The sequence below is a fragment of the Caulobacter sp. HMWF025 genome (assembly GCF_003060965.1).
Classification (GTDB): Bacteria; Pseudomonadota; Alphaproteobacteria; order Caulobacterales; family Caulobacteraceae; genus Caulobacter.
On sequence record NZ_QAII01000050.1, the window covers coordinates 1 to 13,845 of the forward strand.

Consider the following 13,845-nt stretch of genomic DNA (forward strand, 5'->3'; position numbering starts at 1 on the left):
ATGCAGAACATCATCCGCGCCGAGCGCGACGGCACCGTCAAGGCCGTCAACGCCAGGGCCGGTGACCCCGTCGCCGCCGATCAGGTCCTTGTGGAGTTTGCCTGATGACCTTCGCCCACGCCCAGTCTTCTGTCGAAGCCGTTCGCCTGCCCGCCCGGGTCCCGACCGGCGAGGCCCTGTCGGTGCTGACCCCGATCAATGTCCTGGCCGAGCGGCTGGGCGTCACCTCGCGAGCCCTGCGCCACTATGAGGCCATCGGCCTGGTGGCGGCCCGCCGGGGCACCCGTAGTGTCCGCTATTACGATCGCGACGCGGTCGAACTGCTGGAAGCGGTGACCCTGCTGCGCAGCGTCGATGTGCCAATCGCCGACATCCGCGACGTCATGCGCCATCGCGGCGATCCGCCCGCCTATGACGCGGCCCTGAAGGCCGTGCTGGCCCAGGCCCTGCAGGAGCGCCGCCGCTGCGCGGCCACCATCGAAGGCCTGATCGAGGCGATCGGGGCCTGACCCCGGACATGGCCTAGCCCAGAACCCGGGGGTCGTTCTCGAGGCTGGACGTATCAAAGCCGTGATAGAGCGACAGGAACCGGAACGGGTGCTCCTGATAGCTGCCGAACATCACATTGTTGATGTCGCTGGTGGTGTCGAACAGGGCCAGACGCGCGTCCGGAACCTGCCGCCGCAAGTGATGACGGGCAACGGTCAGGGCCACCTGGTCGATCCAGCGCGTCACCTCGGGCCTAGCCAGATGCCGGTCGAGATAGGTCCGCAGATAGTCGAGCAGAACCGTTGCGCCCCTTGAGGGCTGCACGAGGACCAGATTGGCCGTCAGGCGCGAGGCGACCGAGGTGTTGGAGAAGTTCTCATTGAACACCACGTCAACCCCGACATGCTGCTCCAGCAGGTCAGCGACCCCGCGCTGTAGCAGCAGGTCGATGTCCGAGACGAAGACCGGGCGGTTCAGCACGTCCAGCAATGGGCCCAGCCGCTGGAAACGCACCGACTGGTAGTGCGCCACCGGCAGGGCGATCAGCCCCTTGGGAGGCGAGTCATAGACCTTGATCGTCACCGGGGCGGGATCGAAACCATCCCCGACGAACACCACCCGCTCATCGGTGATGCCGACCGTCGCGATCGCGGCCGCCAGCCGGTCGGCCCCGCCGATCACATGGATGACCACCAGACACGGCACGTCGCAGTGGCGCAGCACCGACAGGGCGTACCAGCGGGCATAGAGGGCGACATAGGCCACGTCCGCCGCCGCAAAGAACACGGCCTGCGCGCCGAGGCGCGCGGCATGGGCCGCCAGACCGGCATCGTCCAGCTCCTGCCCGGTCGCCGAGACATAGCGCTGGACCGGATCGATCGGACGCGCGGGCGTGGGCGCGCGGATCGACGCGATATCGAGGGCATCGGTCAGCAGCTTGTAGGCCTTGATCCAGCCCCACCACTCGGAGTCCTCGGGCACCGTGCCCTGAAAGGCCCGGGCGGCGGCCTCCATGCGGGCCAGCAGGTCGAGATCGGCGTCCGACAGCAGCGGCCGGCACAGCAGCAGGCTCATGCCGTCATGCAATTCCCGCAGGCGCATCAGCGGATGCATTCCGGGATCCGGCGAGAAGCCGAGGGTCACGCGATGGCGGATCTCGGTCTCGACATCGCCGTCATCGCGGGCCTGGTCGGCCAGCAGGGTCAGGGCGGTGATGTGGTCGGGCTCGAGTTCGTGCAGGATCCGGGCAAAGTGCACGGCCTCTTCGGTGTTGCCGAGGGTCTGGTGGCAGGCCATGGCGGCCGTCACGCGCGGGGCGCTCTGCGGCGTCAGGATCGCAAGCGCCGAGGCAAGAGGCGCGGCGGCCGCGACATCGCCCCGGGCGACGCAGGCATTGAAGGCCGTGGCCCCGGCCGGGATCAGGGCCTGGATCTGCGCGGTCAGGGGCTCGAGATCCCCGAGATCATTGCGGGCCGCGTCCAGGGCCCGAAGCCCGCCCAGCACGTCGCCCCGGGCGATCAGGGCCTGGCAAAAGCCGGCCCAGGCCCGGGTCCGTTCACCCTGTCCCGTCAGCAGGTGGCTATAGAGGGTCAGGGCGTCATCCGCGCGCGCCTCGGCCAGCAGCCGGTCGGCGAGGTCGAGGACGGCCTCGCCGGACCCGGGCCCGGTCAAGCGCCCTGCCCCTCAGCCGCCGCGACGTCCTCGGGACGCCAGAGCCGTCCGTCCGGGGTGAGGGGCCGCATCTGGTGGCGACGCGCCAGACCCTGGCGATACAGGCCGTCGAGATCGGGTTCGACCATCATGTCCCGTGCATCATGGTCCGCCGCCAGTCCGACCTCGAGATAGTCCTCGAGATTGGCCAGATCGGGCCTTGGCCGCGCGCCCGCCTGGTACTCCCCGACCATGGCGTGGAACAGGTCCTCCAGGCTGTGGGTCAACAGGTCCATGTCGAACAGGACACAGGTATCGCGGCCGGCCTGCAGGCGCTCGCGCAGAGCCCGTGCCGCGGTGCGGTCTTGGCCCAGTTCGACAGCCAGCTCGACATAGCGACCGGCGTCTTCGCAGACGAGTTCGGGAAGCCCGGCCGAGCGAACCAGACTGCCACAGACCCTAGAGGCGAAGCTGCGCCCCGACAGGGTCAGAACCGGAACCCCCATCCAGAGTGCGTCCGAGGCCGTCGTGTGAGCCCCGTAGGGCGCGGTGTCGAGGAACAGGTCGGCCAGGGGGTAGCGGGCCAGATGCACCGGATTGGGCTGTTTGGGCCCAAAGACCAGGCGTGAGCGGTCGATCCCGGCCTGTTCGGCCCGCTCGGCCAGCCGGCCATTGGTCTCCGGATGGCTGTCCAACAGCCACAGCACACTGTCCGGCGTCCGGCGCAGGATCTCCATCCAGCGGTCAAAGACGAACGGGGTGATCTTCTGGGTGCCGTTGAAGCAGCAGAACACGAAGGTATCCTCAGGCAGGCCGGCCTCGGCCCGGGTCGGAGTCTCGGCCGCCACGATCCGCTTGCGGTCATTGGGCTGGTAACTGGGCAGGCGGCGCACGGCTTCCGAATAGTAGCGCTCGGCCTCGGGCGGGATGATCCACGGATCAGCGACGATATAGTGATGGAAGGCGCTGCCCATGGTGCCGGGAAAGCCCAGCCAGTTGACCAGGATCGGCGCAGGACGGCGGGCGAACACGGCTGTGCGGGCATCGCGCGTATGGCCGTTGACGTCGACGAGGATGTCGATCTGGTCGTCGGCGATGCGGCGGGCCGCCACGTCGTCGCTCATGGTGCGGATATCGATGAAATGCTCGACCGCCGCCCGCGTGCGGGCATTGAGCGCGTCGTTGGCCTCAGGCCCGCAATAATAGGCGAAGACCTCGACCCGCTCGCGGTCATGCAACTCGAACAGTTCGGCCATCAGATAGCCGACAGCATGGTCGCGCAGGTCCGAAGAGATATAGCCCACCTTCAGCCGACGCCCCGTCAGATCGATGGGCGCATCCCGCCGCTCCACGATAATGGCGTCAGGATTGCTGCCCGCCTCACGTGCCGTGAACCGGGCCGCCGCCGACAGCTGCAGCCAGGGGTCATCGGTATAGGCGGCCATCGACAGAGGGTGAAAGCCCAGCAGCAGGGTGCGGCGGTCGACCCGCTCCCAGGGCGCAACCGGCGGCCACTTGCACTGGCTGAGGCGCACGGCGACCAGTTGACCGATCGTGTCGGTCTGGCTGGGATCCAGATCCGCGCAACGCCACAGGGCGGTTTCGGCGCGATGGCTCTGCTGCACCTCCAGCAGGGCCCGCGCGATCTGCTTCATGGCTCCGAAGGCATAGCCGGCATTGGCCCCTGTCAGGGCCATGGGGCGGCTGGCCCCCTCGTTCCAGATCCCGATGGCCGCTTCCAGCTGGCCTGAGCGCTCCCGCAGACCGCCCAGATTGATATAGGCCGGCAGGAAGTCGGCGTTCAGCGCAATCGCCCGCTCCAGATGCGCCGCAGCGGCCTCGGGCCCGCTGACATTCAGGCTGGCACAGTTGAAATGGGCGATGAAAAGCTGCGGGTGGTCGGGATTGAACTGGATCCAGACCTTGTAGACCTGTTCGGCCAGGCCGGCCTGACCCTGCCCGGCCAGGGAGCCGGCGGCATTGATCAGGTCACTGAGCGAAAACTCGCCGGCCGTGATCTTGGCGAGAACGGCGAGGACGTCGGGATCGGCCATGGTCATCTCGAACACGGGCCACAGTCAGTGCGGCCGAATCGTACCGCCAGACGATGCCATGGCTCGACTGGACGTCCAATGGCGCGGCCAACCGCCCGGGGGCGGCGACGGGCGTCACCGGATAGGTCCGGCGACGCCGCGATCGTTGCGGGATCAGGTCACGTCCAGGTAGGCGACGGTCTGGTCGCCGTTCAGGCTCTGCACCTGGGTGGTGGTCAGGGCGTTGGCCTGGGTGCTGGTCATGGCCAGGATGCTGGTCGTGGTCAGATAGTCGATCTGGGTCGTCGACAGCCCCGTGATTTGGGTCGTCTGCAGCGATCCGACCTGGGTCGTGGTCAGGGCCCCGATGACCGTCGTCGTCAGCGCGCCGAGCTGGCTGCTGGTCAGGGCCGCGATCTGGGTCCCGCTCAGGTCGCCGAAGTCGGTCTGAGACAAGCCCTTCACCTGGGTGGCGGTCAGGCTCTTGATCTGGGTTGTGCTGAGCGCCGCCGACTGGGTGGCATCCAGGGCCGAGATGTTGGTCGCCGACAGCGACGACAGCTGGGTGGTGGTCAGGGCACCGACCTGGGTATCGGCCAGCTCGCCGATATCAGTCGTCGTCAGACTGGCCAGCTGCGAAGTCGTCAGACCCTTGATCTGGGTCGCGTTCAGCACGGCCATCTGGGTGCTGTCGAGGACCGAGACATTGGTCGTCGACAGGGCCGCGATCTGGGACGAGGTGACCGAACCGATCTGGGTGGTCGACAGCGCCTTGACGTTGGTCGAGTCGAGCGCTGCGAACTGGACCGTCGTCAGGGCACCGACCTGGGTTTCGCTGAGCTCGCCGATGTCGGTCGACGTCAGGCCCTTCACCTGGGTGGTGGTCAGGGCCTTGATCTGGGTCGTCGTCAGGGCAGCGGTCTGGGTCGCGTCGAGGGCCGAGACGTTGGTCGCCGAGAGGGCCACCAGCTGGGTCGCCGTCAGGGCCGCGACCTGAGTGCCGGCCAGCTCGCTGATGTCCGTCGTCGTCAGAGCGGAGACCTGCGAGGTGGTCAGGCCCTTGATCTGGGTCGCGTTCAGGGCCGCCGTCTGGGTGGCGTCGAGGGCCGAGATACCGGTCGGGGTCAACGAACCGATCTGGGTCGCCGTCAGCTGGCCGATCTGGGTCGCCGACAGTTCACCGATGTCGGTGGTCGTGAAGGCCTTCAGCTGAGTGCTGGTCAGGGCCTTGACCTGGGTATCGGCCAGGGCCGCGACCTGGGTGCCGTTGAGGGTCGAGATGTTGGTCGCCGAGAGCGCCGCCAGCTGCAGGATCGTCAGGGCTGCAATCTGGGTGTCGGCCAGGTTGGTGACGTTGGTGGAGGTCAGGGCTCCGACTTGCGATGCAGTCAGACCCTTGACCTGGGTGGCGTTCAGCACCGCGAGCTGGGTATCGGCCAGCAGCGTCACGTTCGCGGGCGAAATGCCGGCGATCTGGGTCGCCGACAGGGCCGTGATCTGGGTCGTCGACAGTTGCTGGATGTTGGTGCCCGTCAGAGCACCGACCTGGGCCGAGCTCAGGGCACCGACCTGGGTGGCCGACAGTTCACCGATATCAGTGATCGACAGGCCCTTGATCTGGGTCGTGCTCAGCGCCTGAACCTGGGTGTTGTTCAGCACCGCGATCTGGGTATCGGCCAGGGCCGAGATATTGGTCTCGGACAGGTTCTTGAGCTGATCGGCCGTCAGGGCTCCGACCTGGGTGGTCGAAAGCTCGCCGACGTCGGTCGTCGTCAGACCCTTGATCTGGCTGGCGGTGAGTCCCTTGATCTGGGTGGTGCTCAGCGCCGCCATCTGGGTGGCGTCGAGCGCCGAGACGTTGGTCGCCGACAGGGCCGCGACCTGGGTCGCCGTCAACGCACCAACCTGGGTATCGGCCAGCTCGCTGATGTCGGTCGTCGTCAGGCCGGCCAGTTGCGAGGTCGTCAGGCCCTTGATCTGGGTTGTGTTGAGGACCGCGACCTGGGTGCCGTCAAGCGCCGAGACATTAGTCGCCGACAGGGCCGCGATCTGGGTGGCGCTGACCGAACCGATCTGGGTGGTCGACAGGGCCCTGATGTTGGTCGAGTCGAGCGCGGCGAACTGGGCCGTCGTCAGGGCACCGACCTGGGTCTCGGACAGCTCGCCGATATCGGTGGTGGTCAGCCCCTTCACCTGGGTGGTGGTCAGGGCCTTGATCTGGCTGGTGCTGAGGGCGGCGGTCTGGGTGGCATCGAGCGCCGAGACATTGGTCACCGACAGGGCCGAGATCTGGGTCGCGGCCAGGGCCGAGACCTGGGTTCCGGACAACTCGCCAATGTCGGTCGTCGTCAGGGCCGAGACCTGCGACGTGGTCAGCCCCTTGATCTGGGTCGCCGTCAGGGCAGCCGTCTGGGTCGCATCCAGGGCCGAGACGTTGGTGGTCGACAGCGCCCCGATCTGGGTCGCGGTCAGGGCCGCGACCTGCGTGCCGGCCAACTCGCCGATGTCGGTGGTGGTGAAGCCCTTCAGCTGGGTTGCCGTCAGGCCCTTGATCTGGGTGTCGGACAGGGCGGCGACCTGGGTGCCGTCGAGCGCCGATACGCCGGTAGCGGTCAGGGCCCCGATCTGGGTCGCGGTCAGGGCCGCCACCTGGGTGTTGGCCAGATCGCCGATATTGGTCGTGGTCAAGGCGGTCAGTTGCGAAACCGTCAGGCCCTTGACCTGGGTCGTGCTGAGGGCCGCGAACTGGGTGTCAGCCAGCAGGGTGACATTGGTGGCGCTGATCGCACCGATCTGGGTCGCCGACAGGGCCTGGACCTGGGTGGTCGAAAGCTGTTGCAGGTTGGTCGAGGACAAGGCGCTGACCTGGGCGGCGCTCAGTGCACCGACCTGGGTGCCGGACAGCTCGGTGATGTCGGTGACCGACAGGCCCTTAAGCTGGGTGGTCGACAGGGCCTGGACCTGGGTGTTGCTCAAGGCAGCCACCTGGGTGTCGGCCAGGGCCGAGATATTGGTCTCTGACAGGGCCTTGAGCTGGTCCGTCGTCAGGGCGCTGATCTGGGTGGTCGACAGCTCGCCGATGTCGGTTTCCGACAGGCCCTTCAGCTGGGTCGCAGTCAGGCCCTTGATCTGGGTTGCGTTCAGCGCCGCCGTCTGGGTGGCACTCAGCGCCGAGACGCCGGTCGCCGTCAGCGAGCCCAACTGGGTCGCCGTCAGGGCCCCGACCTGGGTGGTGTCCAGCTCACCGATATCGGTGCTGGTCAGACCCTTGAGCTGGGTGGCCGTCAGGGCCTTGATCTGGGTGCTGCTGAGGGCGGCCGTCTGCGTGGCATCGAGGCCCGAGACATTGGTCGCCGACAGCGATCCGATCTGGGTCGCAGTCAGGGCCGCCACCTGGGTATCCGCCAGGTCACCGATATTGGTGGAGGTCAGAGCCGCCAGCTGCGAGGTCGTCAGACCCTTGACCTGGGTCGTGCTGAGGGCGGCGAACTGGGTATCGGCCAGCAGGGTGACATTGGTGGCGCTGATCGCCCCGATCTGGGTCGCCGATAGAGCCTGGACCTGGGTGGTCGACAGCTGCTGCAGGTTGGTCGAGGACAGGGCGCTGACCTGGGCGACGCTCAGCGCGCCGACCTGGGTTCCGGACAGTTCACCGATATCGGTAACCGACAGACCCTTCAGCTGGGTCGACGTCAGGGCCTGGACCTGAGTGCTGCTCAGGGCTGCAACCTGGGTATCCGCCAGGGCCGAGATATTGGTCTCTGACAGGGCCTTCAGCTGATCGCCCGTCAGGGCGCTGACCTGGGTGGTCGACAGCTCGCCGATGTCGGTGGTCGAGAGGCCCTTCACCTGGGTGGCCGTCAGGGCCTTGATCTGGGTAGTCGAAAGGGCCGCCGTCTGGGTCGCGTCGAGGGCCGAGATATTGGTGGCGCTGAGCGAGCTCAGCTGGGTTCCCGTCAGGGCTGCGATCTGGGTATCGGCCAGTTCAGCGATGTCGGTGGTGGTCAGGGATTTCAGCTGGTTGGCCGTCAGGCCCTTGATCTGCGTGGCGTTCAGGGCCGCCGTCTGGGTGGCGTCCAGGGCCGAAACGCCGGTCGCGCTGAGGGCACCGATCTGGGTCGCCGTCAGGGCCCCGACCTGGGTATCGGCCAGTTCGCTGATGTCGGTGGTCGTCAGGCCGGCCAGTTGTGAGGTCGTCAGACCCTTGATCTGGGTCGCGTTCAGCACCGCAACCTGGGTGCCTTCAAGCGCCGAGACATTGGTCGCTGACAGGGCTGCGATCTGGGTCGCGCTGACCGAGCCGATCTGGGTGGTCGACAGAGCCTTGATGTTGGTCGAGTCCAGCGCTGCGAACTGGGCCGCCGTCAGGGCCCCGACCTGGGTCTCGGACAGCTCGCCGATGTCGGTGCTGTTCAGGCCCTTCACCTGGGTGATCGACAAGGCCTTGATCTGGGTGGTGCTCAGCGCCGCCGTCTGGGTCGCATCCAGCGCCGAGACATTGGTCGCCGAAAGCGCCGTCAGTTGCGTCGCCGTCAGGGCCCCGACCTGGGTCCCGGACAGTTCGCCGATGTCGGTGGTCGTCAGGGCCGCCAGCTGCGAGTTGGTCAGACCCTTGATCTGGGTCGCGGTCAGGGCCGCCGACTGGGTGGCGTCAAGCGCCGAGACATTGGTGTTGGACAGCGCCCCGATCTGGGTCGCGGTCAGGGCCGCCACCTGGGTACCGGCCAGCTCGCTGATATCGGTAGTGGTGAAGCCCTTCAGCTGGGTCGCCGTCAGACCCTTGATCTGGGTGTCGGAAAGAGCGGCGACCTGGGTGCCGTCGAGCGCCGAAGCGCCGGTGGCGCTCAGAGCCCCGATCTGGGTCGCGGTCAGGGCCGCCACCTGGGTATTGGCCAGGTCGCCGATATTGGTCGTGGTCAGAGCCGCCAGCTGCGAGGTCGTCAGGCCCTTGACCTGGGTCGTGCTGAGCGCCGCGAACTGGGTATCGGCCAGCAGGGTGACATTGGTGGCGCTGATGGCGCCGATCTGGGTCGAGGACAGGGCCTGGACCTGGGTGGTCGACAGCTGCTGCAGGTTGGTCGAGGACAGGGCACCAACCTGGGCGACGCTCAGCGCCCCGACCTGGGTGCCGGACAGCTCGCCGATGTCGGTGACCGACAGGCCCTTAAGCTGGGTGGTCGACAGGGCCTGGACCTGGGTGGTGCTGAGCGCGGCCACCTGGGTGTCGGCCAGGGCCGAGATATTGGTTTCCGTCAGAGCCTTGAGCTGGTCCGCCGTCAGGGCGCTGACCTGGGTGGTCGACAGCTCGCCGATGTCGGTGGTCGTCAGACCCTTCAGTTGGCTGGTCGTCAGCCCCTTGATCTGGGTGGCCGACAGGGTGGCGGTCTGGGTCGCGTCCAGGGCCGACAGGCTGGTGTTGCTGAGCGCGCCGATCTGGGTTGCGCTCAGAGCTCCGACCTGGGTGACGTCCAGCTCGCCAATGTCGGTGGTGGTCAGCCCTTTCAGCTGGGTGGCTGTCAGAGCCTTGATCTGGGTGGTGTTAAGGGCCGCCGTCTGGGTCGCGTCGAGTGCCGAGATGTTGGTGGCCGACAGCGCGCCGATCTGGGTGGCCGTCAGGGCCCCCACCTGCGTATCGGCCAACTCGCTGATGTCGGTGGTGGTCAGGGCGGCCAGTTGCGAGGTGGTCAGGCCCTTGATCTGGGTCGCGTCCAGAACCGCAACCTGGGTGCCGTCAAGCGCCGAGACTCCGGTGGCGCTCAGGGCCGCGATCTGGGTGGCCGCCACGGCCGTGATCTGGGTGGTCGACAGAGCCTTGAGATTGGTCGTGTCCAGCGCTGCGAACTGCGCCGTTGTCAGGGCCCCGACCTGGGTGGTGGACAGCTCGCCGATATCGGTGGCGTTCAGGCCCTTAACCTGGGTGGTCGACAGGGTCTTGATCTGGGTCGTCGAGAGCGCCGCCGTCTGGGTGCTGTCGAGGGCCGACACATTGGTCGCCGACAGCGAGGCCAACTGGGCCGTCGTCAACGCCCCGACCTGGGTCCCGGCCAGCTTGCCGACGTCCGTGGTGGTCAGGGCCGTCAGCTGCGAGGCGACGAGACCCTTGATCTGTGTGGTGCTGAGCGCTGCGACCTGGGTATCGGCGAGCGCCGCGACACCCGTGGTGGTCAGCGACCCGATCTGCGTCGCCGTCAGGGCACCGACCTGGGTGCTGGACAGTTCACCGATATCGGTGGCCGTGAGGCCCCGAATCTGGGTGGCCGACAGGCTTGAAATCTGGGTGGTGCTGAGCGCCCCCACCTGGGTGGCGTCAAAATTCGAAACGCTGGTGGCCGTGAGCGAGCCCAGCTGGGCGGCCGTCAGGGCCGCGACCTGGGTGTCGGCCAGCTCACCGATATCGGTGGTGCTCAGTCCCTTCAACTGGGACGCACTGATCCCCTTGATCTGGGTGGCATTGAGCGCGGCGATCTGGGTGTCGGCCAGGGCGGAGAAATTGGTCGCCGACAGGACCGAGACCTGGGTCGCGCTGAGCACGGCGATGTGTGACGTATCGAGCGCCGCGAGCTGGGTTGAAGTCAGGGCCTGAACCTGCTGGCCGCTAAGCGTGGTCAGCTGGCTGACATCAAACACTACCGTCGGCGAGAAGCGCGGGATCTGGGTGGTGGCCAGAGCCTTGATCTGGGTCGTCGAAAGCGCCGCGACCTGGGTCGCGTCCAGGACCTCGATGCCGCTGGTGCTGATCGCCCCGACCTGGGTCGTGCTGAGCGACTGGATATCGGTCGTGGACAGCGCCTGGATGGCGGTGGCCGGCAAAGCCGAGATTTGAGCGGCGGAAAGGCTCGAGATCGACATTTGACCGTCCTGATCGAAGGCTCGCACCTTGCGCGCGACTCTTTGGGCGACTTCTTAGCGGCGTAAAGGCCAGCTCACCCCCAGACGATAGGCAAGCCTTTACGACAACCTGACCTAATCAGGTTCCGGTAACCTTAATTTCTTTCCAACAGGTTTCAACGGGACATCCGGACGCAGCGCGCCGGGGCACCGGAAAGCTTGGTAGCATCCCGGAAGCGGGCCCCCTTCAAACTTAGAAAAATCAACTTTTTCAGTATTTTATAGGCCAAGTTGGGGAATTTCCGGTCGGGCGCTGTCTTACGAATTTCACAGGCGCACGGGGGCGGGACCCAGAACCGGAAGACAGCAAAACTTCCATTTCACAAGACTTCGGCTCAAAATGATTCGGCGGGGCCCCAAGTCTTCCCGCACCTTCGACCTTGCTCAGTCGGCCGAGATCCGCTCAACGGCCGCAGCCAGAATATAGCCCTCGTAGCGCACGGTCCGGATCAGTTGCGGACCGCCCTCAACGTGACTGAGCTTTGAGCGCAGTCGGCTCATCGTCACATTGATCTGCTGTGAACCAGCCCGGGGCCCACTACCGCGCGGCCCCTGCGTCAGCTGTTCCCGGGTCAGGATCTGCTGGGGTCGCGAGACGAGGGTCCACAGCAGCGTGAACTCCGCCGAAGAAAGGTCCACGGTCCGGCCATAGGGGTCGAGCAACTGGTGCGTCGCCACGCTGAGGCGCCAGCCGTTGAAGCGGTAGACCAGCGAGCGGTCGTCATCCTGCCCTGCCCGCCCGGCTTCACGGCGACGCCGCAGGACTGCACGAATACGGGCCAGCAGTTCACGGGGGCGGTAGGGTTTGGCGAGATAGTCGTCGGCCCCGATCTCAAGGCCCACGACAATGTCGCTCTCCTCCGCAAAGGCGCTGACGACCACCAGCCCGGGGGCGGGGTTTCGGTTGCGCAGACGCCCGCAAATCGAAAGGCCGCTCTCATCGGGCAGCATGATGTCGAGGATCACGAGGTCGACATCGACCTCACCCATGATCCCGTCCATCTGTCTTCCGGACGATGCATTGAAGACTTCGTATTCATGGCGTGAAAGCAGCTCGCTCAAGGCTGAACGAGCACTCTGGTCAGAATCGAGGATGAGAATTCTTTGACGCACAGTCTAGTGGCTTCCGATAACCTGGGAGAACCCTCGGGTATCAGTGCAGCTTGGCCGGATGATTTCATTTCTAACGGCTTTGTAATGAAATCGGCTTGAGACAATGGCCGGAATATGGCGCGGCCTGACCAGAGTCCGGGTTCGGGGGCCCGATGGCTAGAACATCGCCCGCCCCGAAAAGCGCAGATTGTAGCGGGTCTGTTTGCGCGAGGCCTCCGCGCCCCCTTCGAGGGCCACATAGGACATTGAGGAGCCGGCCCGCAGCGCAAAACCGAGCGTGACCGCCCCCTGCCTGTCGTCGACGGAGGTCAGGGTGAAGGGCGTGCCGCCCCTGAAGCTCGCGACCGTGTCGCCGATGTCGCCAGCCAGGGTCTGGCGATAGCCGACCCGCACCTCCGGTCGCCACCAGACCTCCTGACCAAGATTGGCCCCTACGACCAGTCCGGCATCGCCGCTCAGATTGCTGAACGCGCGCGCGGCGACGGTGAGGTCAAAGCCATCCCCGCCGCCGCTCTCGACCCGCTCGCCCTCACTGAAATAGACATAGTCCAGACGCATCTCGGGCCGGGCGTAAAAGCGCCCAAGCGGCTGTTCGTAGGCGACACCGGCAAAGGCATGGCCCGTCGCCCCGGTCCAGTGGGCGGTATTGGTCCGGATGACATCAGCCACGCTGTCGCCGTCGACGTCCTCGCTGATGAAGCTGCGGTCACCGGCGATCCAGCCATAGCCCCCGCCGCCGCCGAGGTTGAACCGCCAGCCGCCGACCGAGCGTCGCCAGTAGAGTCCGCCCTGAACCAGGGAGGCGCTGGTCCGCTCCCCGACCTTGGCGACCGTGTCATGCTCCTCGATATTGACCATCGACAGAGTTACGCCCAGCGCGCCGCCGGCATCGCCCATGGCCTCATAGCCCGCGACAAAGCCCAGCGCCTGGGTGTCGGAACCCAGGGTGTCGCTGCTCTCGCGCCGCACAAGGGTGTTGATCTGCTGCACCCAGACACTGTCGGGTCCGTACCGTTCGCCGCGATCCGGGCGGATGGCCGTCGCGGCGGAGACCTGCTGGTTGACCGCCTGCAGGGCCGAAAACAGCCCCGCGCCCTGGCTGGGTAGCATCTGATTGTAAAGGTTGTAGAACCCGTCCTTCGAGGTCTGGTTCAGGAAGGCCGTGGCGATATCGTCGTCCGCCGAGAGCGCCGCGAAGACCGCGTCATAGGCCGCGCTCTGCGAGACGGTCATCCCCGCCTCGGCCGCCGAACGCCGGCGCACGTCGACATAGACGCTGCTATCGGCCGCATAGGCCTCCGCCAGATAGAGATAGGGTGCATCGCCCAGCAGGTCCTGGCTGATTGTGCCGACTGTAAGGGTGCCGGCCCGGATCACCTCATAGGTCGCCGTGTCGGTCAGCAGGTTGTTGAGGACCAGGCCCAGATTGGCTCCCGAGGCGATGCTGGCCGTGTCGACCATCAGTCGCGTCGCCGTGCCGGCGTCCGGGTCGACGCTGAGGATCAGCTTGCTCTCCGCCCCCAGGGACAGACTGGTGAGCTTGAGGTCGCCGGTATTGGTCAGGCCCAGGGTCCCTGACCCCACCGAAACATCCAGGCGGCCATCCTGGTCAGACAGAGTCGTGTAGACCGATGCCCCTCCATCGATGATCAGGCTGTCAGTTCCGTCACCG

At 66.5% G+C, this 13,845-nt stretch carries 7 protein-coding genes; 2 read left to right on the forward strand and 5 right to left on the reverse strand.

Features of this window, described 5'->3' with window-relative positions:
• Positions 1-105: biotin/lipoyl-containing protein (locus tag DBR10_RS06765; RefSeq protein ID WP_146187824.1), on the forward strand; the 105-nt coding region annotated here is incomplete at its 5' end.
• Positions 105-509, forward strand: coding sequence for a MerR family transcriptional regulator (locus tag DBR10_RS06770; RefSeq protein ID WP_108505714.1), 405 nt, complete (start codon positions 105-107; stop codon positions 507-509). The genes DBR10_RS06765 and DBR10_RS06770, both read left to right, overlap by 1 nt.
• A 13-nt stretch (positions 510-522) precedes the next feature.
• Here the strand turns inward: DBR10_RS06770 and DBR10_RS06775 are convergent, their stop codons facing one another.
• The 5 genes from DBR10_RS06775 to DBR10_RS19780 all read right to left on the reverse strand — a co-directional run.
• Positions 523-2,160: a hypothetical protein gene (locus DBR10_RS06775; protein ID WP_108505715.1), complete on the reverse strand. Its 1,638-nt coding sequence runs from the start codon at positions 2,158-2,160 to the stop codon at positions 523-525.
• Positions 2,157-4,193, reverse strand: a complete 2,037-nt coding sequence (locus DBR10_RS06780; RefSeq protein WP_108505716.1) for an O-linked N-acetylglucosamine transferase, SPINDLY family protein — start codon at positions 4,191-4,193, stop codon at positions 2,157-2,159. The genes DBR10_RS06775 and DBR10_RS06780 overlap by 4 nt, the downstream gene beginning before the upstream one ends.
• 153 nt (positions 4,194-4,346) lie before the next feature.
• The gene (locus DBR10_RS06785) at positions 4,347-11,021 is read right to left on the reverse strand and encodes a beta strand repeat-containing protein (RefSeq protein WP_108505717.1); all 6,675 of its coding nucleotides are present in this window, start codon (positions 11,019-11,021) and stop codon (positions 4,347-4,349) included.
• Between the two features lie 423 nt (positions 11,022-11,444).
• The gene (locus DBR10_RS06790; RefSeq protein ID WP_108505718.1) at positions 11,445-12,173 is read right to left on the reverse strand and encodes a response regulator transcription factor; all 729 of its coding nucleotides are present in this window, start codon (positions 12,171-12,173) and stop codon (positions 11,445-11,447) included.
• 156 nt (positions 12,174-12,329) lie between these two features.
• Positions 12,330-13,845 (reverse strand): autotransporter outer membrane beta-barrel domain-containing protein (locus DBR10_RS19780; protein ID WP_233243307.1); only part of this gene is annotated, 1,516 nt, incomplete at its 5' end.

What these genes read in the sequence shown, in the direction of transcription:
- DBR10_RS06785 (WP_108505717.1), bottom strand. Translation starts at nt 11,021, where the DNA reads ATGTCGATCTCGAGCCTTTCCGCCGCTCAAATCTCGGCTTTGCCGGCC.
- DBR10_RS06780 (WP_108505716.1), bottom strand. Translation starts at nt 4,193, where the DNA reads ATGGCCGATCCCGACGTCCTCGCCGTTCTCGCCAAGATCACGGCCGGC.
- DBR10_RS06770 (WP_108505714.1), top strand. Translation starts at nt 105, where the DNA reads ATGACCTTCGCCCACGCCCAGTCTTCTGTCGAAGCCGTTCGCCTGCCC.